The organism is Psychrobacter submarinus (assembly GCF_904846685.1).
GTDB lineage: Bacteria > Pseudomonadota > Gammaproteobacteria > Pseudomonadales > Moraxellaceae > Psychrobacter > Psychrobacter submarinus.
Genome location: NZ_CAJHBQ010000001.1, coordinates 470,668 through 492,681, shown reverse-complemented (window position 1 = coordinate 492,681; position 22,014 = coordinate 470,668). Strand labels below are relative to the sequence as shown.

The 22,014-nt window shown below is 46.0% G+C and carries 22 protein-coding genes; 7 read left to right on the top strand and 15 right to left on the bottom strand.

Annotated elements, in window-relative coordinates:
* Positions 1-55: 55 nt before the first annotated feature.
* From JMY03_RS02225 to JMY03_RS02185, 9 genes are all read right to left on the bottom strand, one after another.
* Complete coding sequence (locus tag JMY03_RS02225) at positions 56-943, bottom strand: N-acetylmuramoyl-L-alanine amidase (RefSeq protein WP_201600665.1); 888 nt, start codon at positions 941-943, stop codon at positions 56-58.
* Between the two features lie 96 nt (positions 944-1,039).
* Positions 1,040-1,288 carry a hypothetical protein gene (locus JMY03_RS02220; protein ID WP_201600663.1) on the bottom strand — a complete coding sequence of 83 codons (249 nt, stop codon included), beginning with the start codon at positions 1,286-1,288 and terminating at the stop codon, positions 1,040-1,042.
* A 14-nt stretch (positions 1,289-1,302) separates the two neighbouring features.
* On the bottom strand, positions 1,303-1,800 hold the full coding sequence (locus JMY03_RS02215) for a type II toxin-antitoxin system HicB family antitoxin (RefSeq protein ID WP_201600661.1): 498 nt from the start codon (positions 1,798-1,800) through the stop codon (positions 1,303-1,305).
* The gene (locus JMY03_RS02210) at positions 1,793-2,053 is read right to left on the bottom strand and encodes a type II toxin-antitoxin system HicA family toxin (RefSeq protein ID WP_071002444.1); all 261 of its coding nucleotides are present in this window, start codon (positions 2,051-2,053) and stop codon (positions 1,793-1,795) included. The genes JMY03_RS02215 and JMY03_RS02210 overlap by 8 nt, the downstream gene beginning before the upstream one ends.
* A gap of 213 nt (positions 2,054-2,266) precedes the next feature.
* A complete protein-coding gene (locus tag JMY03_RS02205; protein ID WP_227675510.1) occupies positions 2,267-2,911 on the bottom strand; it encodes an MOSC domain-containing protein in 645 nt (214 codons plus the stop codon).
* Positions 2,912-3,218: 307 nt separating this feature from the next.
* The gene (gene rsfS / locus JMY03_RS02200) at positions 3,219-3,620 is read right to left on the bottom strand and encodes a ribosome silencing factor (protein WP_201600657.1); all 402 of its coding nucleotides are present in this window, start codon (positions 3,618-3,620) and stop codon (positions 3,219-3,221) included.
* A 97-nt stretch (positions 3,621-3,717) separates the two neighbouring features.
* Entirely contained in the window at positions 3,718-4,572 is an 855-nt protein-coding gene (locus JMY03_RS02195) for a nicotinate-nicotinamide nucleotide adenylyltransferase (protein WP_201600654.1), read from the bottom strand.
* A 129-nt stretch (positions 4,573-4,701) separates the two neighbouring features.
* A complete protein-coding gene (gene pta, locus JMY03_RS02190) occupies positions 4,702-6,849 on the bottom strand; it encodes a phosphate acetyltransferase (protein ID WP_025644993.1) in 2,148 nt (715 codons plus the stop codon).
* A gap of 189 nt (positions 6,850-7,038) precedes the next feature.
* Positions 7,039-8,274 (bottom strand): acetate/propionate family kinase, encoded by a 1,236-nt coding sequence (locus JMY03_RS02185; RefSeq protein WP_201600652.1) that lies wholly within the window; start codon positions 8,272-8,274, stop codon positions 7,039-7,041.
* A gap of 543 nt (positions 8,275-8,817) precedes the next feature.
* On the opposite strand from JMY03_RS02185, the gene lptM reads away from it, so the two are divergent.
* The 4 genes from lptM (at position 8,818) to JMY03_RS02165 (ending at position 12,723) form a co-directional block, all read left to right on the top strand.
* The gene (gene lptM, locus JMY03_RS02180; RefSeq protein WP_227675458.1) at positions 8,818-9,093 is read left to right on the top strand and encodes an LPS translocon maturation chaperone LptM; all 276 of its coding nucleotides are present in this window, start codon (positions 8,818-8,820) and stop codon (positions 9,091-9,093) included.
* Positions 9,094-9,181: 88 nt separating this feature from the next.
* On the top strand, positions 9,182-10,555 hold the full coding sequence (gene lysA / locus JMY03_RS02175; protein WP_201600650.1) for a diaminopimelate decarboxylase: 1,374 nt from the start codon (positions 9,182-9,184) through the stop codon (positions 10,553-10,555).
* Positions 10,556-10,794: 239 nt separating this feature from the next.
* Positions 10,795-11,682 carry a diaminopimelate epimerase gene (gene dapF / locus JMY03_RS02170; protein WP_025645001.1) on the top strand — a complete coding sequence of 296 codons (888 nt, stop codon included), beginning with the start codon at positions 10,795-10,797 and terminating at the stop codon, positions 11,680-11,682.
* 60 nt (positions 11,683-11,742) lie between these two features.
* Positions 11,743-12,723 (top strand): tyrosine recombinase XerC, encoded by a 981-nt coding sequence (locus JMY03_RS02165; protein WP_025645003.1) that lies wholly within the window; start codon positions 11,743-11,745, stop codon positions 12,721-12,723.
* Between the two features lie 173 nt (positions 12,724-12,896).
* On the opposite strand, the gene JMY03_RS02160 is transcribed toward JMY03_RS02165, so the two are convergent.
* Complete coding sequence (locus tag JMY03_RS02160; protein WP_201600648.1) at positions 12,897-13,772, bottom strand: carbon-nitrogen hydrolase family protein; 876 nt, start codon at positions 13,770-13,772, stop codon at positions 12,897-12,899.
* 193 nt (positions 13,773-13,965) lie between these two features.
* Here JMY03_RS02160 and rpoN point away from each other — a divergent pair, with 193 nt between their 5' ends.
* Together rpoN and hpf are read left to right on the top strand one after the other, a co-directional pair.
* A complete protein-coding gene (gene rpoN / locus JMY03_RS02155; protein WP_201600646.1) occupies positions 13,966-15,642 on the top strand; it encodes an RNA polymerase factor sigma-54 in 1,677 nt (558 codons plus the stop codon).
* A 468-nt stretch (positions 15,643-16,110) separates the two neighbouring features.
* Positions 16,111-16,491: a ribosome hibernation-promoting factor, HPF/YfiA family gene (hpf, locus tag JMY03_RS02150; protein WP_025645009.1), complete on the top strand. Its 381-nt coding sequence runs from the start codon at positions 16,111-16,113 to the stop codon at positions 16,489-16,491.
* A 366-nt stretch (positions 16,492-16,857) separates the two neighbouring features.
* Here the strand turns inward: hpf and thiS are convergent, their stop codons facing one another.
* From thiS to JMY03_RS02130, 4 genes are all read right to left on the bottom strand, one after another.
* The gene (gene thiS / locus JMY03_RS02145; protein ID WP_025645011.1) at positions 16,858-17,058 is read right to left on the bottom strand and encodes a sulfur carrier protein ThiS; all 201 of its coding nucleotides are present in this window, start codon (positions 17,056-17,058) and stop codon (positions 16,858-16,860) included.
* A 67-nt stretch (positions 17,059-17,125) separates the two neighbouring features.
* Positions 17,126-17,497 carry a DUF423 domain-containing protein gene (locus JMY03_RS02140; RefSeq protein WP_025645013.1) on the bottom strand — a complete coding sequence of 124 codons (372 nt, stop codon included), beginning with the start codon at positions 17,495-17,497 and terminating at the stop codon, positions 17,126-17,128.
* Positions 17,498-17,728: 231 nt separating this feature from the next.
* Entirely contained in the window at positions 17,729-18,592 is an 864-nt protein-coding gene (gene rpoH / locus JMY03_RS02135; protein WP_201602076.1) for an RNA polymerase sigma factor RpoH, read from the bottom strand.
* A 274-nt stretch (positions 18,593-18,866) separates the two neighbouring features.
* Positions 18,867-19,367 carry a sulfurtransferase TusA family protein gene (locus tag JMY03_RS02130; protein WP_201600644.1) on the bottom strand — a complete coding sequence of 167 codons (501 nt, stop codon included), beginning with the start codon at positions 19,365-19,367 and terminating at the stop codon, positions 18,867-18,869.
* A 416-nt stretch (positions 19,368-19,783) separates the two neighbouring features.
* Here JMY03_RS02130 and JMY03_RS02125 point away from each other — a divergent pair, with 416 nt between their 5' ends.
* Entirely contained in the window at positions 19,784-21,373 is a 1,590-nt protein-coding gene (locus tag JMY03_RS02125) for a M48 family metalloprotease (RefSeq protein ID WP_201600642.1), read from the top strand.
* A 55-nt stretch (positions 21,374-21,428) separates the two neighbouring features.
* On the opposite strand, the gene JMY03_RS02120 is transcribed toward JMY03_RS02125, so the two are convergent.
* Complete coding sequence (locus JMY03_RS02120) at positions 21,429-21,878, bottom strand: GatB/YqeY domain-containing protein (RefSeq protein WP_201557560.1); 450 nt, start codon at positions 21,876-21,878, stop codon at positions 21,429-21,431.
* Between the last annotated feature and the right edge of the window lie 136 nt (positions 21,879-22,014).

Genomic DNA, 22,014 nt, shown 5'->3' with positions numbered 1-22,014 from the left:
CTTTTTCGTTATTGTTATGGTTTGAGTGTCCGTGATTAATAGTTGATCACTCAGGCTAGTAAAAATCGTCACGTCCCGCATACTTTTTATTGAGTGCTTTTAGGATAGCATAGGTCTCGATATCCATAATGCCTGTTGGCTTTAGCGGCCGGAAATGCAACTGGAAGGCATAAATGACATTGCGGCTCTCTTTATCCCACACATCTGTAGTATTCATCTGATAGCCATAATCACGAAAGGCCTGCTTGACCTCCCGTATCGTTGGGGTAGCTAGCTGAACTTGCTGCATAAAATATTGCTTATCAGCCTCATCATACCAAGCGCCAATACCGTACTCGCTGTACAGTCGCTGCCAAGGGAACTTAGCACCGGGGTCAATCTTGCGCGAGGGGGCAAGGTCCGCGTGACCGATGATGTTTTTGGGGGAGATGTCATACCGCTGCGCAATATCTTGCACCAATTGCGCGACTTTTTTGATTTGTAGCTCATCAAATTCGACGAAATGCGAGTAGGGATGATAGTCAAGCTCGCTATTTTTGAGGGCGTTTCGATATTGAGGTTTGATACCTTTATTGACGATCTCAATACCGATAGACGTGTCATTCAGGATCGTTCGATCGGCAAAACCGCCGTCGCCTGCGTGCCAAGCGCGCTCGCTCTCTGGTACCAGACTATATATCTTATTGTCATTCTTATCCATAATGAGGTAATGCGCGCTGACTTTGCCGCGAGTTAATAGCTTGATGGAGCGCGCGTTGTCGCTGACGGTATAGTGCAGCACGATCGTTTTAATGCGCTCGCTTTTACCTGTCGACTGATACGTCTCGCTATCAATGACGAAGGATTCGGTCGTCGCCATTTGCGCTTTGGGAGTGGTGACACAGGCTATCAAGGGTAGGGTCAAGCACATTGTTAAAGCTAAAGTGATAAGATCTTTTGCCATGAAATGCTCTTTTCTGAAACATATAATGTATTAAATACAAAAAAGGTGAACTAAAAAGTTCACCTTCTATTTACTAAAAATTTTTCAAGCTTTCTATTATGTTAAACAACTAGCATCAACAGCATTTTCAGTATTCTCGTTTACTTTTATTAGATTTATAGCATTAAATTCAATTATTAATCCTTGGGTAGATTTGTCTTCAGTATTTGATTTTATCTGTCCACCCGTTATATCTGGAACTATAACTGCTAAATAATGTCCTTCAGTAATTTCTTCATTTCTTAAAATAAGTTCTGTTAACTCAGTCATTGTATATGAAGCTTTAGCATTGCTATCTTTAGTCATAACTTTTACCTCTATTACTGTATGGCTTGTGAAACAGTAAATGTTTTAGGCTCAATTGAATATTCGTAATCGAAATCAATTTCTGAACCTACTGTAGAGTAACTTTTAGGATGAGTGATTTGTTCTATAAACGTATCTTTATCGACAAATATATAACTATCTTTTAGAGTATTCTCTTCAAAATAGTTTGTCACACACTTGGAAATGAAACTATTTAAAGTAATACCTAAAATATTAGATTCATGAATACTTTTTCGATGCATACTTTCTGACATACGAACATTGAAGGTACCGCTACAAGGTTTATCAGGACATTTATTTTCTTCTGCGCACATCTCTAAATATTCATCGACAGCAGACTCAAAAGATAATTTTAACTCTTCTAAATTTTCACCATCGTACATAACAAGGTCTTGAATCATTTGAATTTTGCCAAAAAGGCATAAATCTTCTGTACTGACCTCTATTGAACCAGTATAACCTTTATAAGAGAAGTATTGTTTATTAGCCATTATTTGACCATACCTTATTATCATCAAAGTGCTGAATAACTTGACGTATATAGCACCTCTTCATGATCGATTGTGGATGAGGTTCATGGAAACTCATAGATAAGCCAGTTCTTTTATTAATGAACTTTCTTCTAGAACCGCTACCTTTCGCTAACTGATAATCATGCAAAGACAACAGCTTAACAAATTCATCCCATGTGAAATCTGTAGGAACAGTTCTAAAGCGTTTTATAAGTTTTTCTGACTTAGACATATAGTACCTAACTGCACACGAGTTTTGCAACTACTTTATAGTTGCGTTTTAAGATAAAGAGAGCGTTTACAATATATTGTATTTAAGAACCTTATAAGCACAATATATGGATTATTGATAATAGTTTACAAAATTCGATCTTAAAATACTATATTGATTTTCGAAATATAATGTGCATTAAAATGGCTTAGTGATATATTTTTTCTTAGTTGTTCAAATCTTTTTCCGAAGCACAGACTTCCAACTCTCCTCCAAACACTCAATAGCTAGCCAAGGCTCAATCACTTCAGCATCATGTTTTTCTTTTGAATTAGCCAGTTGCCATAGCGCCTCTAGCGTGGCAAACGGATAGGGACGCTCTACCAAATAGACCGGTAAATCCGCGTCAATTGTGCCATCGCGTACTACTTCAAAATACCAGCCCGCGATACCTTGTTTACTGACCCAAGACGCGATATTTGGGAGTTGCTTGGTTTTAAACTGCCCAATTTGGTCGTTGATTTTATAGCAAGGACGGCGCGGTTGTACGATACGTAATTGCACGCTTTCAGTGTCCTCGATTTCACTATATTGATAGACATCGCCGATACAAACCGTAGCTTCCGTCATCTCTGGTAAGTCATTGACCGCTTGAGTAATAAGGTTTTCGCCCAGTGTACCCACGCGCACGTTTAGATCGAACTCAGCATTGATCTGCTCGTAAGACGCAGGCGGCAGTTGATGCACTGCTTTTAGTGGGCCGCCATGATGCTTACGGTCGGCTTGTTCATCAGTTGTAAGGCCCATAAAATTGACCGCAACGGGTGCTTTGATCGGTGCTTTATCGATAGCGCTCATTTGCTCACGGGCGAAGGGCATGGCTTTGCCTGCGCGCACATCGATTAAAGTGGCGATATGTAGGGGTAGCGGTTGATTAAAGTCATGTGCTGCGCTTTGAGATTGTCGAGAGCTTTGATAGTTTTGAGAAGTAGAGTCTGTATTGGCGGCGTTCATTGAATGTCCTAGCAGATCGTCACGTGAATAAGGCTATAGTATCGCAAAGTGTAATGGTTTTGTGTTTGATTAACTTTGTCGCTTATATAAAGCGCCAGTTATCAATGACATAAAAAAAGACCAGATATTTTATCCAGTCTGTTTATTCAGTGCGCTAGTCAGTTTTTTGCGTTTAGTTACGGCGACCGGCTTTTTTCTCACGCGGCGTGGCAACTAATTCTGCTAAGCTCTCAGGCGATGACCACAGGCCTTCTAAGTCATAGAACTCGCGCGCAGCTGGCGTCATCATGTGCACAACGACAGCACCCAAGTCGATCAGCGTCCAGTCAGAATCAGTGCCACCTTCGCGGCCTAATGGCATAAAGCCTGCTTGCTTAGCATCAGCGCCTAAGCTGTCAGCCATCGCGCGCACATGGCGCTTGGAGGTGCCCTCAGCGATAACCATATGCTCCATGACGTCTGTTAAATCCTCAACATCAAGTACGGTGATGTTTTTGGCTTTCATACCGTCCAAAGTGGAGGTTACTAGCGTTAAGCATTCTTCTAAACGTTCGTTAGTCATAGTGTTGCTCATAAATATGTATCTCTTTAATCGTCATTCGCTATAAAAAGTGAATCGTCATCGGCCATAAATAAGTGGTGACGACTATAATAAGGTGATTTTAACGGAATTAGTCTGCGGAATATAGCTTATGCTGCACAATATAGTCATAAACTGCAGGATGTAAGTGTTTGGATAGATACTCGCAGTGATTAAGCAAGCCATCTTTTATAATAGGGGCGGTATAATAAGTCAGGAGTTGGTTACGAATCTTTGTACTAGATACTTTCTGTACGGGTCGTGAGTCTATATAAATGCGTCCTTTGCGTAAGGTTTTCAAGCCTTTATTTGCTAAGTTTTGGGCTGCTAAGCTGTCAATAGAAGTTGCAACCAGCTCGCTGATAGAGTCAACCACTTGCGCCGGTAGCGAATTAGGTAGCTCATTGATGAGCAAAGCTCGCTGCTTATCACTTAAGGTTTTATTATTATCAAAAGGTTTATGCGGTAAGTTAGGGTCTGTAGGGTTAGCACTGGAGCTGGCGTTGTCGGCACTACGATCAAACACCCAAAGATGAACGTAGTCCGTCAACTGTAAGCCCTGTTTCCATTTATCTAAACTACGAGCACTATCCATACCTATAATAAATATCAAGACATCTTGCGGATAGCGCTGACGTAAAGTCCGCACACTATCGATAGTATAGACAGGCGGTGGTTGCCAAATCTCAAGCTCATCGACGCGTATGGGCGTATCTTGCACCGCGAGTTTTAGCATAGCCAATCGATGCTTGGGTGCTAGGCTTTGTGATTTAAAAGGCGAGCGCGCGTTGGGTAATAACGACACTTGTAGCTCACAGTTTCGCTCGGCCGTAAGCGGAGCAAGAGAGTGGTAGACTTGCATCGCCATCTCAATATGAGCGTTATGTACTGGATTGAACGAGCCGCCCAAGTAGGCGCGAATGGCAGTAGGGAAAGGTTTAGTCATAGCATCATTATAACGTTTGTCGATAGATGTTTCTGTTTAATCAGCCGGTATCATCAGCTCTATCAAAAAAGCGCTCAACATAATGATGCTAAGCGCTTTTGTTTAAAACTAATAATGATTTAAATACTTTTAAATCAAATCACTATAAGCCTGAATAGCCGTGAGAGCAATAGTGTAGACAATATCATCGACTAGAGCGCCGCGCGATAAGTCATTGACCGGCTTATTAAGGCCTTGGAGCATAGGACCGACACTGATGACGTTGGCGCTACGTTGCACCGCTTTATAGGTGGTGTTACCGGTATTGAGATCAGGGAAGATAAATACGTTGGCTTGACCTGCGACCTTGGAGTCTGGCGCTTTTTGTTTACCGACACTCATCACAGAGGCGGCGTCGTATTGTAGCGGGCCATCAACGGCTAGATCTGGGGCACGCTCGCGGACGATTTTCGTCGCTGCAATGACTTTTTCGACATCAGCGCCAGTACCAGACGAGCCGGTCGAGTAGCTGATCATCGCCACTTTTGGGTCGATACCGAAGGCGGCAGCAGACTGCGCCGATTGAATAGCAATCTCAGCCAGCTCCTCAGCAGTTGGATCGGGGTTAATAGCGCAATCACCGTAGACGACGACTTGCTCAGGCAGCAGCATAAAGAATACTGACGATACTAAGGAATATTGCGGCGCGGTTTTGATCAGCTGAAACGCGGGACGTACGGTGTTGGCAGTGGTATGAATCGCGCCAGACACTAGGCCGTCGACTTCGTCTAGTTGCAGCATGGTCGTGCCTAGATAGACCGTATCTTGTAGATACTCAGCAGCGACCTCGCTGGTCGTTTTACCTTTACGGCGCTCAACTACTGCATCGATATACTTGCTCATATCAAGACTAGCAGGGTCGATGATTTCAAGCCCCTCAGGCAATACTAAATCACGGTTTTTGGCGACTTGTTCGACTTCGCTACGCTGCGCTAACAGCACACAATCGGCGATACCCCGGCTTTGACAGATACAGGCAGCTTCGACGGTACGCGGCTCAGCGCCTTCTGGCAGTACGATGCGCTTTTTGGCGTTTTGTGCTTTTTTGACCACTTGATGGCGAAACGCAGCAGGCGAGAGACGGGCGACATAATCACCGCTAAAGTATTCTTTTATCCAGCTGAGATCTAAGTGTGCTGCAACATAACGAGCGACATCGGTTGCGCGCTCGGTATCATCGCTTGGTATCTCAGAACTCATGTGTAGTAGGTTTTGTACCGTCTCAAAGCTATCGGTCTCGACGCTCATGACAGGGATGCCAGTCTTCAGCGCTGACTGCCAAAGCTCAGCTACGGTCTCGTTAGGGACTACACCGCCTGTCAGTACTAGACCTGCTAATGGTACGCCGTTGATACAAGCTAGGCCTGCTGCTAGCAGTAGATCGTCACGGTCGCCTGGCACCACAATGAGCGTACCGCGCTTAAAGACCTCATCAACGCGCGAAACGGAGCGTGCGGTCAGGCTAATATCATTGATACGGCGCGATTTGGCGTCGCCGACGTTGAGCCAAGTGGCATCAAGCTCAGCGGCGATATCCCAAGTGCGCGGCACGGAGAGCGAGTCACTAAATGGCACGACGCCGATGAGACGGAAGCGCTCGCTATGAAAATGCGGTGATAGGCGCTGTACCTCTTGGATGAAGTTTTCATCTAAGCTCACTACCGCCTCACCAGGAGCGACAGGCTGAGTCTCAAAGGTATTAGGCACGTCATGCACGCGCATTAAGATAGTGCCAAGCGTACGTTCATGAGCGATACCGCCAAACTCGCGCGCGTGCACGTCAAGCTTGTCTGCTAGATAAGCAGGATTGCTGGTGTCGACAGTGCTGACAAAGATAATCTTCGCGTCCAAAGCATGGGCGATGGCTTGGTTAATTTGAGAAGCGTAAGAGGCTTCGGTGGTTGGCACTAAGCCTTCACAGATAACCACATCAGGCTCGCCATCAATACTGTGATAATTGCCAATAACCTCTTCCATTAGCTCGTCAAGATTACCATCGCCGATCATGCGCTCAACGCGCTGACGGTTGATAGATTTGGGCGGCGTTAGGCCAAACGCATGCATGATAAGGGCGCTTGAGCTGTCCAAGCTGTTTTGTTTATCGAGCGTATCGTCTTGCAAAAACGGCTTCATAAAGCCGGCTTTGATACCGTTATAATCAAGCGCGCGAATGAGGCCAAGAGCGGCTGAAGTCACGCCGATACCGCGACTGATAGGAACCAATAAAATAGTTTGCATAGTGTATCCTATGGTTTGTTATATTTTTAAAGACTGAGAATATATGATGGGCGGCTATTATTGTTGCTAATAAGCGACTAGTCTAGCAAGTAACTGGGTTAATAAAAGACTGAGCTAATAATAGACCCGTTTGCGCAGTCAAAAAAAAGCGCCATGCTTATACAGCGACAGCGCTTTTTTATTAACCCTTTAGTCTAGACCCAAGGTTTGACGGGTTTCTTTAGCGATTTGACACTCTTCGTCAGTTGGGATGACCCACAGCTCAATACTGCTATCGTCACTCTCAAAGCGCCCTTCTGCGCCGCCAACGAGCGATTTGTTTTTGTCTGCATCGAACGCGATACCGAAGTGACGCATCACGTTTAGGATACGCGCGCGCGTGGTCGCTGAGTTCTCGCCGATCCCGCCGGTAAAGACAATACCGGTAAACTCAGGTAGCGCGCAGCTGAGGCTCGCCAAATACTTACCGACGCGATAAGCGAACATCTCGATTGCCAGCTCGGCATCTTTATGACCTTCGTTAGCTGCTTGCTCGACGGTGCGTAGGTCGTTAGACAGACCCGAGATACCTAATAGGCCACTTTCGCTATTGAGCATTTTATCTACATCTTCCAAGCTCATACCAAGTTGACGCTTTAGGTGGATATGTAGGCTTGGATCGACATCACCACTACGCGTGCCCATCATCAGCCCCTCAAGCGGCGTCAGTCCCATACTGGTATCTAGACTTTTGCCATCATAAACGGCAGTCGCTGAGCAGCCATTCCCTAGATGCGCAGTCAACCAGCCTTGCGGGTCATTAGCTTCGGTGAGCTGGCTGGCACGTTCTGAAACGTAAGCGTGCGAGGTACCATGAAAGCCGTAACGGCGGATTTTTTCTTCTTCATATAGCGCTTTTGGAATCGGATAACGATAAGCCACAGGCGGCATAGTCTGGTGAAAGGCAGTATCAAAGACCACGACTTGCGGAATATCAGGATAGATCGCTTGTACCGCTTCGATGCCTAGAGCATTAGCTGGGTTATGCAAAGGTGCTAACGACTTGAGACGTTTCACTTCCGATAACACATGATCGTTCACTTTGACCGCTTCTGAGTATTCACGCCCGCCATGGACGCCGCGATGACCGACAGCGATAAAGTGATACTGCTCGAGGAGCTCAAGCACTTTTTGTAAGGCAAGTTTATGACGGCCACCTGGAATAGCAATTTCAAGCTTTTCACCATTTAACGCGGTATGTTTGATACGAGCGGTATCGAGACCTAAATTTTCGGCCAGTCCCGTGATACGAGTCGATTCATCCTCGCTGATCAAAGCGTACTTAATAGAAGAGGAGCCACAGTTGAGGACTAAAGTGGGATTGGTTAATACTGAGTTGTCCGAGTTCTCATCGCTAGAAGCGGAGGGGTTGACGCTGTCATTCATGCTCTATCCTTAGATTATGGCTGTTGGGTTGTGGGTGTTGGATTATGGGTAGGAATAATAAATCATATAATAAGTAGGGGTTCAATCATTTAAACCATTTGAATGATTAAAGCAAAATAAAATGCTAAAGCTAAAGACAAGGTAGCATATTTTAGAACAATTACCACACTTGCGGTTAAGCGTTATACCACAATAACTATAAGGTTTAAGACAAGCATCCGTCAAGTATTAGTTACAGCTGTACACTGAGTGTCTAAAAAATAGTCTCCGCGCGTGCCACAACCGAACGTACAACACGCCCCATTAAATGTAGCATTTATAAAGAATAATGATAGGTCAATATTGCAACTAAAATTATCGCTAAACACAGTCAATCGCTGCCAATTAATGCTATGATTACAGCCTATTTGATGCTCGATACTGGCTGGTATGGTACGGTTAGCGAGCAGGATTATTTAGCGTTAAAATATCAATAGCTGATTGTGAATTTTGCGCAAGCAGTTTTAGCGCAATCAGTGATGCATGGTTAATGGCTTACCACTTATGAAAACTCTAAAACCGAATTTTATATTTTCAAAACTTACTGCTATGGCGGTTACTCTAGTGGCTCTGAGTTTGAGCGGCTGCGGCCAAAAAGGCCCGCTATACTTGGCAGATACTGAGCAAGGGCTCATCACTAGCGCTGAGGTATTAGACAGTACCAGTCAGCCGCAAGATGCTGCATTTGCTGGGGTAGATGATGACGAGTATAAGCGCACACGCTATCTTGAGGAGCAGCAAGTGCTGTCTGAGCCAAGCGATGATGCAAATGATTATTGATTGATTGCTAAGCGATTACTAAGCGATGCTGCAAGTTTAATAATGTGATAATTTCCTTTGAAAACCTGAATGAATGAAAGAGAGGACTATGAGTAACTCTGAGCCGCAAAGACAGGCAACTGTGGCAGATAGCCAAGCGATTACCGTACAAACTGAGCACGGGTTGTATATCGATCCTCAAGCTTTAAGCGCCCATCTGCCAGCGCTGAGCTACCGCGATAACGAGCTGTATATTGAGGACGTTAGCGTGAGCGGTTTGGCTAAGCAGTACGATACGCCTTGTTATGTCTACTCTAAGCAGGCGATCTTGGATGTTTATCAAGTCTATAGCGACAGCTTCGCCAGTCTTGAGCACCAAATATGCTACGCGGTAAAAGCCAATTCTAATTTGGCCGTATTAGGCATCTTGGCGCAGGCTGGAGCTGGCTTCGATATCGTCTCACGTGGTGAGCTGATGCGCGTGTTAGCAGCAGGCGGACAAGCGGGTCGCGTCGTCTATTCAGGCGTAGGCAAGACATACAGCGATATCGAATTTGCTCTGCAGCAAGGTATTGGCTGCTTTAATGTCGAGTCCATCAGCGAGCTGTCGTTAATTAATGAAGTAGCCGACCAGCTAGATACACCAGCGCCGATATCCCTACGGGTCAATCCTGACGTCGATGCTAAGACTCATCCTTATATCTCAACGGGGCTAAAAGATAATAAGTTTGGCATCGCTCATGAACAGGCGCTTGACGTTTATGCGCAGGCCGCGGCGATGTCACATATCGAGATCGTTGGTATTGATTGTCATATCGGCTCGCAGCTCACCGAAGTTGCGCCCTTTGTAGCCGCACTGGACAAAGTGATTGAGCTGGTGCATGCTTTAGCGGATCAAGGTATTACGCTCAAGCATGTGGATTTGGGCGGTGGACTAGGCGTGCGCTACATTGATGAGTCGCCAGTGTCCATCGCTGATTTTGCCGACGCGCTATTGCCGAAACTCACTGAGCTGGGTCTCAAAGTATTCTTTGAGCCGGGGCGCAGTATGGTTGCTAATGCTGGCGTGCTACTCACTCGCGTTGATGTGCTTAAACCTACCGAGCACAAAAACTTTGCTATCGTTGACGCGGCGATGAATGATTTGATCCGCCCAGCGCTGTATCAAGCCGAAATGGCAGTGATTCCTCAGCAGTTACCTAACGGTGGTATACAAGCTGACGATACAAAGGCCTGGGATATTGTTGGCGCTATTTGTGAGACAGGTGATTTTTTGGCTAAGGATCGTGTATTGGCGCTTGCCGAAGGCGATATCTTGGCTATCACTGGTGCTGGCGCTTACGGCTTTACTATGAGTAGTAATTACAATTCGCGTCCGCGTGCTAGCGAGGTTATGGTGGCACAGAGTCAGCAGCAGTTGATTCGTAAGCGTGAGACGATCGAAGACTTATACCGCGATGAGATGCGTTGGCAAGATCAATAGCGAAATGACTAGCCGGCCCCTATGTCCATGGTAAAAGTCTGAGCTAAAAAGCTCCTAGTGATTTAGTAAATTTATTTTAAAAGCCCATTGTCATGATGACAGTGGGTTTTTTATGGTGACTATTTTATGACGAGTATTTCATGACGGTCTCTACCATTCATCACACGCTGATAGTTATCATTGTGCAGGGTAGCGTGCTAATATAACCGACATATAAAAACAGAATAGGACACAAGGATATGTTGATAGAGTTTACAAAGATGCATGGGCTAGGTAACGATTTTATGGTTATCGATTTGGTGACTCAGCGCTTAGATTTGACCAAAGAGTTGGTAGAGTTATTGGGCGATCGGCACTTAGGTATAGGCTTTGATCAGCTGCTAGTCGTTGAGCCGCCAATGCGCCCGGATGTTGATTTTAGCTATCGCATCTTTAATACCGACGGCACTGAAGTTGAGCAATGCGGCAATGGCGCGCGCTGTTTCGCGCGGTTTGTGCAAGCGCGAAAGCTGTCATTTAAGCAGCGCTTGCGGGTTGAGACGGCGAGCGGTGTCATTTCTTTGACCACTGATCGTTATGGTTGGGTCGAGGTCGATATGGGTAAGCCTAAGTTTGAGCCGGATGAGATTCCGTTTACCCCAAAAGCCACCACCAAAATCCAAAACGCCTATCATCTCGATGTCGCCGGTACACCAGTACAGCTTTATGTTGCTAATATGGGCAATCCGCATGCGGTTATCAAGGTCGACGATGTGCTAGATGCGGAAGTGGCCACTTTAGGCAAAGCCATTGAGTCGCACCGAGCGTTTCCGGATCGGGTCAATGTCGGCTTTATGCAAGTGATGAATCAGCGTCATATCCGTCTGCGGGTGTATGAGCGCGGAGTGGGCGAGACGCAAGCTTGCGGCACTGGCGCTTGTGCGGCAGTCGCTATCGGTATCCGTGAAGGCTGGCTCGATGAAGGCGAGGATATCCGCGCGCAGCTCTACGGCGGTAGTATGATTGTCAAATGGCAGCCAGGCTATTCGGTAATGATGACCGGTCCTACTGCCTTTGTATATGAAGGGGTATTCAGTCCCGATGGTATTATGGCGCAAGCGGGTCTCAAGCCTAATTCGCCAAGCTAAATACGGCTAGCTAAGAGAGTATTTAAGATACCAACTAAGAGAGCAATTAAGAGAAAAGCTATGAGCGTCAAAGATTATGTCAATCCGGCAACGGATATAGAGACCGATGCGGTATTACGTGAGCTATTGACGCCAGTGCATCGTTGGCTAAATACCTTGTCAGTACGCAATCACTCTGAGCATACTTTGACAGCTTATCTCGCCGGCGTTCAGCAGTTAGCGTTGTATCTGCGCGGTAAGCGTCTGAGTTGGACGCGCTGTGATAAGCGCCAATTAGCTCAGCATATCTCTCAGCGTCTTGATGAAGATAAGCTTGCGCTAGCCAGTGTGCAGCAAGAGCTCTCGGCGATCCGTCATTTTTATAGTTGGCTTATCGAAGAGGACATAGCGCGTATCAACCCGACGACTGGCTATCAGCTCAAGCGCAGTCCGCGGCCGTTGCCTTCGATTGCTGACGTTGATCTGCTCACTCAGCTTTTAGAGCAAGAACTGCCTGATACGCCAGAGCAAGCGCGATTGTGGCTGCGAGATAAAGCAATGTTTGAGCTGCTCTACAGCAGTGGCTTACGGGTAGGCGAGCTGGTGGCGCTCGATATGATAGATATCGATTTATCTGATTTGCGCGTTCGAGTGACCGGTAAAGGCAACAAAACGCGTTTAGTGCCAATTGGTAATAAGGCAGCTGAAGCGATTAAGCGCTACTTACCGCATCGTAACCTTTGGGTAGAGGGGCAAGACAGCGCTTTATTTATTAGTGAAAAGCTCGGTACGCGGCTCTCTACTCGCGCCGTACAGCAGCGTTTAAAAGTAGCAGCCAAACGCGCCGGTATCGCACAAAACCTCTACCCGCACCTGCTGCGTCACTGCTTTGCCTCGCATATGCTCTCCGGCAGTGGTGATTTGCGCGCGGTACAAGAGATGCTCGGTCATAGCGATATTAGCACCACTCAGATCTATACCCATGTAGACTTTGCTAAGCTCACCCAAGTCTATGATCGCGCCCATCCGCGCGCCTCTCTTACTCAAAACGATAGTGAGTGATAGTCAGATTAAAAATGAACTGCGTTTAATATATAAGTTATGATCGTGGGACTAGTATAAATTTTACTGGCGTGCTGTTATCGTTCGATGCTGCATAAAATTCATCCCAGTTCCACGTGATAATATGACGTTTTTATTTCAATTAAATTTACACCCATTTCTTATAAATACTATTAAGCCAAGCGATGACACTGAAAAATAGGCATCTTCTCGCGCCCTTGCTGCTGCGTTGACTTATCCAAACTAGCGAAAACTAAAGCGTAATCCTTGTGCTTATCCTCAGTTTTTATCTCGCTGCTCTCGTAGCTGTCGACTATCGTACCATCAAAGGCGGTAATGGCACTATGTCCCCAAGTCTGGCGCGCCTGCCCGTCCTTATAATGATGCTCGCCGCCTTGTGCTGCGCCTATAACTAAGCACTGACTATCTAGCGCTCGCGCGCGTAGCAGTAGCTCCCAATGCGCTTGTCCAGTCAGATAAGTAAAGGCAGACGGCGCGCTTAGCAGCTCAGCACCGGCTTGACGCAAACGTTGAGCAAGCGCGGGGAAGCGCAAATCAAAGCACACCATCATTCCTAGCTGATAGCTCTCACCTGCGACTTCGATAGGGGTGACGACAGTTTGCGTGCCCGGCTCAAACGTTGCCGCTTCGTTATAGCTGCCTTGCTTATCGGCGACTGTGGCGGTGAATAGATGAATTTTGTCATAGCGAGCAAGTCGGCTACCATCGGGCGCAAACAGTTGACTGACTTGACGTAGGCGATCATTAGGAACTAGCGCGCCATCCGGACGAAACGGGCAAGGTAGCGAGCCAGCTAACAGATGCACGTTGTGCTCGCGCGCGTAGCTAGCAAGCGTCGCTGATAGCGACTCGAAACGCTCGGCAGTGGCAAACTGACGACCCATGCTACAACAATTCTCAGGCAAAACGATCAGCTGCGCGCCTTGAGTGCTCGCTTCCTCAATACCAGCCTTAATAGTGCTAAGATTGGCTTCGATATCTTGCTGACTACTCATTTGTAGCGCCGCGACGTTTAATACTTTATTCATAGAGCTTCTCGTTTAATAGTAATAGATATTATTTTTAGTGATAAAAAGGACTATAACGCTATATATGTTATAAATTATCATAGCAATAGGACTATGAAAAATGCTATCGTCATGACCCATTAGAGTGATAAGTCGCTATCAACCGTGATTATGAATCAAAACCACATCAGTACTGGAGTGCAATAAACTGCTCATGAGTATGTCATTTGGCTTAGGCGCTACGCTAAATACCTCACAAAAGCTTACCCCGCAGATGCAGCAAGCTATCAAGCTCTTGCAGCTCTCAAGCCTTGAGTTAGCACAAGAGGTGCAAGCCAAGCTTGAGAGTAACCCACTACTTGAGCGTATTGAGGATGAAGAAGAGCGCTATGACGAAGATAGCAGCGATCTAGAAATGGCTGAAGATCCGTTAACGCTTGAGATGTGGAACAGTGGCACTAACGATAATGATGATAGCTATGACGGTTATGACAGTGACGATAGTCAAGACAGTGTAGACAGCTTCGATAAATTGCAGCAAGCCCATATCGACGGTAGCGCGATGGATATCGATAATGAGACGATGGCTGACCCTACTTATGATAGCGCCTACGCTGACCAGCATACTGTTGAGACGACGAGTTTTACGGCAGCGCCCTCAGATCAAGCTGCCTCTAGCCCTATCGATTTTGATGATTTAGAGCGCTATCAAGGCACAACCAACGCCAGTATTCAAGACTATATACGTTGGCAGCTCAATTTTAAACACTTATCAGACACCGACACTATGATCGCCGATTATCTCATCGATGCGATGGATGAGATGGGCTTTATCCGCTTAGATATCGATGACTTGCTGCAGAGTTTTGCCACTATGGCAAGCTTTTATCAGTGGCCAGAGCCAATAGAGTACGATGAAATAACCGTCATGCTTAGAGTCATTCAGTCTTGTGACCCCTTAGGGGTAGGGGCGCGTAATCTGAGTGAATGCTTGGCCATTCAGCTTAGCAAACTTGATCGCAATACAGAGCATTTGGCCGAAGCGCAAGCTCTGCTATCTGCCAGCGAGCATTTAGTGAGCAACAATATTAAAGCGCTAACTCAGGCGACTGGCCTAAAAGCCGCACAGATCACCCCAGCGCTAAGTTTACTGCGTCAGCTCAATCCTGCGCCGGGTCTGGCCTTTCAAAGTAGCCAGTCCAGTTATGAGCAGGCTCCTGAGAGTTATGATATTCCAGATGTCTTAGTTACTCCCATTCGTCATCATCGTTCAGCGGCGCTCGAAGCAGATAGAGCAGTCAGTGATGAGCGCTGGCAGGTCAGACTTAATCCAGAGACACTACCGAAACTGCGTATAAATGAAGACTACGCCAATCTAGTCAAACGCGGTGATGATAGCTCAGACAATCAATATCTACGTGAAAACCTCAGCGATGCCAAGCTGTTTATTCGCAGTATTGAGGAGCGTAACCAAAACCTGTTAAAGGTGGCGACGAGTATTGTCAGACGTCAGCAAGAGTTTTTACGTCATGGCGCTTCTGCTATGCAGCCTTTGATCTTAAAGGATATCGCTGAAGAGGTAGAACTACATGAGTCTACAGTCTCCCGTTTAACCACCAGTAAATCCATCTTGACCCCGCAAGGTCTATTTTCACTCAAGTACTTTTTTTCATCGCATGTGAGTAGCCGTGAAGGCGATGTCTCATCGACCGCTATTAGCGCTATGATCAAACAGCTCATCGCCAATGAAGCACCAAAAAAACCGCTCTCCGATAGTCGCCTGCAGCAGCACTTGCATGCAGAAGGTATCGACATCGCTAGACGTACGGTAGCTAAGTATCGCGAAGCTATGGGGATCGGCTCTTCCACTCAGCGCAAACAAAAATACTAATTGTGGTGCTAGGAGCGTCAATGAATAGTCGCTTAAAAGGTATGATAGTTGCTAGGAATAAAAATAAAATTTTTTGATTATATAGATTTTAGCAATATATAGCAGTTAACTTTACATTTTATTACAGTATAGCGTCTTGCTACTCTTAGGTATTCGTGACAAATTAGAAGGGCATCAACAGCAAAAACTGAAGGACATTTAGCTTTTAAAGATCGAAGATTTGGAGCTGTTTAAAAGACGAATTCAAAGGCATTCTAAGGTGTCAGTAGATACCGATAATGAGTTTTGACAAAAGGAGATTTGAAAAAGCGACACTTTATATAGAATGCACTATTGGTTATATCGTCATTGCTCTTTAAGATTAGCTTTTAACATCAGTTTTTGACAGTTCGATGGCTCCAGCTGATACCGGTTAGTTTACCGTACTATCAGTTCACTATAAGTGGTAATAAATATAAGGACAAGTATATGAACGTATCTATTAGTGGTCACCATATCAGTGTTACCGATGCCATGAATACCGCAGTCCGCGAAAAATTAGAAAAAATTGAGCGTCATTTCGATCAGATTCAGAGCATTCAGGTGATTTTGTCTTTAGACAATAGCGGCGCTAGTGATGGCGGCAAAAAGAGCCACAAAGCCGAAGCTATCATGCGAGTCTCAGGTCAAGAGATGTTCGTACAGGCGCAAGATGACGACATGTATAAAGCCATCAACGAGATGTCAGATAAGCTTGAGCGGCAAGTACGTAAATATAAGACCCGCCAACAAGATAAAAAGACTCGCGCGACTGGACGTGACAACAGCTATAACAATAGCGAAGCTGCTGATGCTGCCTCAGCGATGTAGCCATGAGCTTACCTATTGAGATAGGTTTATAGTACAAGTATAAACACTTTGACTGGTTTGGTGGTACGCATAGCTGATAATAAACATAATACCAAAACTTAGCTATGCCTATACCAAGCCAGTCAATCAGCTGTATTTAGCGTGACAACATTCACAATGTTAACAATATTGACAATAAGGAAAGCCAATAAGAAGAATAGAGAGAAGATGATAATTCACTAAATTTGTAGCGCAAAATCAGTAGCGCTAATCAACGTAAAACCCAAAAAAGACCTCAACCGATGAAACGATTGAGGTCTTTTTTGGGTTTAAAAATTACCAGTTTGATTTATAGGCATTTAGCTCTATCTATGGACATAAAGAATTTTAGCCACCACCGACCGCTTGTACCACTTCGATAGTCATTCCTTCCACCACGCGCATTTGTGCCAACTCGCTTTTAGGCACTAGGTCTCCATCGACTTCTACCGCATAGCGCCCTTGACTTAAGCCAAGCTCATTCACTACTAACTGCACGGTTTGATGCGTAGTCTGTAAGGTCTTACCGTTGACAGTGATGGTACTCATAAAGTGGGCTCCCTAGTTATCTAACGGTTATCTAACGTATCCATTTTATTTAATATCGAATCTATGATTAAAGTGGTTTGCCGAGACGAAAAGCTGTTATGGCAAGCCATAACCAACCTGCTATCATCAGCACTCCGCCGATCGGGGTAATAGCGCCAAACCAACGCGGTGCGCCTAAGGTCATAGCGTAGAGACTACCGGCAAATACTATTACCCCGAGCTGTAACAACCACGCCGTCGCTTGAGTGGCATAATTAAGGCGCAGCAATATGCCAACCAATAGCAGTCCGAGCGCGTGAATAAACAAATAAAGTGTCGCGGTATGCCACCAAGCAAGCTGCTGCTCATCAACCAAGTTTTTGAGTCCATGAGCGCCAAACGCGCCTAGAGCAACTGCGATAGCCATATTAACGGCAGCAATACCTATCCAATTGATCATTTATAAACTCTTAATTTTTATAAAAATAGCTGTACCTATAGTCAGTTCTAAATAAAACCGATACGCTAATATATTCGTGCAGTTGGTATAAATTTTCCTGACGTGCTGTGTCGTTGCGGACAGAGGCTGCGAAAAATTCATCCCAACCGCACTGTATCGTTTTTAACGTGGATTAACTATATAATAAATAATCAAGCCACTCGTACAATCATCACTGTATAAACACAATCATTATTGAATATCGTCAGGCAAAATCACACTCTCAATAGTCATGGCCTCACGGATTTTGTCCATCGCGTTCTTTTCGATCTGACGCACACGCTCAGCCGATATAGAGTAGACCGCCGCCAATTCGTGCAAGGTGGATTTTTGCTCAGTAAGCCAGCGCTGCTCAACGATATCACGAGAGCGATCATCTAGCGTCCCCATTGCTTCAATCAACGCGGATGAATTATTGGCTTCCCAATCAGACTCTTCTACCATCTCAGCTGGATCTATACCGTCCTCTAAGAACAGCTGCGGCGCGTAACGTCCGTCGTCATCATCGCTCGATTGGGTCTCAAAAGAGGCGTCATAAGAGGTCAGGCGCGACTCCATCTCTAGCACTTGCTTGCGAGTGACGTTGAGATCGTTCGCAATCGCATCTGCCTCTTCTAAAGTCAGCTGATTGTTGGTCTTTTTTAGGCTACGTAGGTTAAAAAATAACTTACGATGCGCTTTGGTGGTCGCCACTTTGACAATGCGCCAGTTACGAATCACAAACTCGTGAATCTCAGCTTTGATCCAGTGCACGGCAAAAGACACCAAGCGCACGCCCTTATTCGGATCGAAGCGCTTGACCGCTTTCATCAAGCCCAGATTGCCTTCTTGAATCAGATCCGCTTGCGGCAAACCATAGCCTGAGTAGCTACGCGCGATATGTATCACAAAGCGCAGATGCGACATCACCAGTAACCGCGCGGCCTCAACATCGCCCTCATCATAGTAGCGGTGTGCAAGCTCTTGTTCTTGCGTTGGGGTCAAAATAGGGATTTGGTGCACAGTATTAATATAAGCGCCTAGGTTTACCCCAGGAGCCGACAAGTGAGTCGGCATGGCCGGTACTAAATCGCGAGTGCTGGTTTTTTCTAAGGCACTAGCGTCGTACGGCGGTCGTTTTGCTGCCGCTTCTAACGCTGCTGTGCGAGCAGCATTTTGCTCAGTAGTCACTTTGTCATTACTGCGAGGTTTTTTTGGTGGTGACGATTTTTTTGTCGCAGAATCAGTGGAAGAAGTAGTCATATCTTTGACCTTAATCAAGTAAATAGGCAAATAAATAAACAAGTATGCAAAGTAGAATAATTATAGTAATTGTAAAGGATAGCTGTCGTTAGTTGCTATCGGTTTTGGTAATGATGAAGTGAAATATTGTATCGGCTTGCTGCGCGGCTTTGTTATGCCTAGCTTCATCAGTAGCAGTAACCGCTTCATCATTGCGGATATCGGTTACCGTATTAACTAACAGCTGTAGCCTCTCTGTATTGGCCGTTTGCGATTGCCGACAAAAGGCAGTGATGTCTGCTTGCGAGTTGGGATCAGTAGCAACAACATATAAAGACTCACCGATAGCGACATCACGCAAAGCCACTTTTGTCTTTAATAATGGCATCGGACAAGCCAAACCGCGACCATCAACGTAACCTTTTATGAGAAGGGCAGAGTCCGCTTCTATTCTCGTTTTATTATCCAAGTGTGACCTTATCTCGCTGATATAAGAAGCCGGTAATAGCGCTAACAAATCAGCGATAACTTGCTGCTCATTGGCAGACAAGCTCGATGAGAGCGTTATAAAATAAGGGGCAGATACCGTAGTTTTAGACGCAGCTGACATAAATCAAACCTTGAACGATAAATGCTTATTATAACAAACTGCTAGGCTAGAAGAGCAGTTGAATATTATCATCACAGTGTTTGATGTTTTAGCATGGCACAATAATGTTACTTAACCGTGACGCTTGCTGAGATATTAGTAGTCAGTCTGAGCCAACAATTGACGTTATACCCTCAAGCTTATATAGTCAAAACAGCCAAGAACCCTACTATAGTCAGTGCGAAATAAAGTCGATATGCTAAATATTAACGTGCAACTGCTATTCATTTTTCTTGCGTGCTGTGTCTACGCTGTTTCGATGTTGCGCAGCTCTCATTGTCAAGATGAATCCTAGCTGCACTGCATCGGTTTTAAAGTGATTCAACTATATCAGCGTTCGGTATTTGCCTGTGTTGCTTAAATAATAGGATACTCATTTGAAGTTTATTTATCGACCATCAACGCCAAGTGTACTCGTGCTGGCACTGCTGCTCAGTAGTGTCAGTTATGGGGCGAGCGTAACGCCAAGTCGCCTTGAGCCGCTTGCCACGCCAACAGTGTCCACCTCGGCTTTTAGCGCTTGGCAGCAGCCGTCCGATGAGCTTGATTTGCCCAATTTGCAAGGGCAGGCGCTGAGCTTTGCTGATCAATATCAAAATAAGCTCATTGGTGAATGGTCGCTACAAAACATCAATGGCCAGGCCAAGATGGAGCATGACCCTTGGATTCAGGAGACGATGAAGGCGATGACTTGGCGACTCAACGCTCAAGCTCGTCAGCAAGCGCCGTTGGCTTTAGTGATTATTGATAATCCAAGTATCAATGCCTTTGCTGCACCCGGCGGGGTTATCGGTATCAACACGGGGACGATACTCGCCGCCAATAGTATGGACGAATTGGCGAGCGTCGTTGCTCACGAAGTGGCGCATATCAGTCAGCGCCATTATGAGAGCGGTGCAGACGCGCGCAAAAAAGCGCTACTGATGCAAATCGGCGGTATGCTCGCGGCGATAGCTGCCTCCGCAGTCGATGGCGATGCGGCAGCAGCAGTGATGATGGGCTCGCAGACGGCGACTATGAATAGCAGCATGGCCTTTAGCCGTAGTAATGAGCGCGAAGCGGACCGGGTGGGCATGCAGATCATGACGCAGGCAGGCTACGATCCACGCGCTATGCCGAGATTTTTTGCGACGATGAACCAAAAGAGTCAGCTCAATCAAGTCGAAAACCGCTATTTACCAAGCTTTGTGCGCTCACATCCTTTGAGTAATGAGCGCTTAAGCGAGTCGCAAGCCCGTGCTCAGCAGTATGCGCCTTTATCTTTGACGCAGCAGCAGCGCCATCAAGCGTTGTTTGATTTGTTATATTGGCGCGTGCAAGTCATGGGCCAGCATACCTCAGAAACGGCGCTGACTACCGCCGCGGTCAGCAGTCCTGGCGCTAAGCTTGCCTTGATGTATTGGTACAGTCAGCAGCAACGTTTCGATGATGCCGAGCAGCTAATGGAGGAGCTGTCAGCGCTACCAGCAAGTCAGCTGCAGATACTAGAGCCATTATTATCTATCAACTATAGCCAAGTGCTCAGTGAACAAAACAAATGGCAGCGAGCCGTAGAAGTTTTAAGCGCGCAGCAGCGCCTCTATCCTGAGCGCCGTGATTTGCGGCTATACTTAGCAGAAGCCCTCACCAGTAATAATCAGCCACTACAAGCGCAAGCTCTACTTAAGCCGTTAACCCAAGAGCAAGCCAGTGACCGCTACGCTTGGCAAAGCTTGCAATTGGCTAACGAAAAACTCGCTAAAACCTCAAGCTCAGCGGCTATCAAAGCGATTTCGACGATTAATGCTCTGCGCTATCGCAGTCATGATCAGCTCTGGAATGGACGTTATGATTCGGCATTGACGTCTTTGACGCAAGCTAAGCAACTGGCTGAGAAAATGCCAAACTCTTCTGGTCGTAGTCCGTTATTAGCCAGTATCAAAAAAGAAATCAGCGAAGTAAAAACCGCCCAAGACTTTAAGCCTTAAGCGGTTAGGAGGGACGAAGTTCGCTATAAACCGAGCGCGTGCAATCAGTGCAAATCTAGCCTTGCAGCGCTTCTTTGACCAGTCTTGAGATAACCGCGGGATCGGCGCGGCCTGCGGTTTTGGTTTTCATAGCGCCCATAACGCTGCCCATATCGCGCATGGAGGTAGCGCCCTGTTCGCTAATCTCTTGGTTGACTAAGGCGGCAAGCTCGTCATCATCCATCTGTTTTGGCATAAACTCATTGATAATGTCAATCTCGAACTGCTCTTTACTCGCCAAGTCATCACGGCCATTCGCGGTAAAAATAGCCAAAGACTCTTGACGCTGTTTGAGCTGCTTTTGTAGTATCTCTAGAACGCCCGCATCATCTAGCTCCACTTTACGGTCGATTTCGATTTGCTTGACGACAGATTGTACATTGCGCATGACTTTGACGCGCTCAAGCTCGCGGGCTTTCATAGAGGTGACAATAGTATCTGCTAGCTTTTGCTTAATAGAGCTCATAATGGTGGCTAATCCTTGTTTATAGGGTGCTTTTTGGTGTTGTAATATAAATTTCGATGGGTAATAAGATGAATAATAAAAAGTGTAGCACAAAAAACGCCACTGATATCTATTGATAACAGTGGCGCTGATGTAC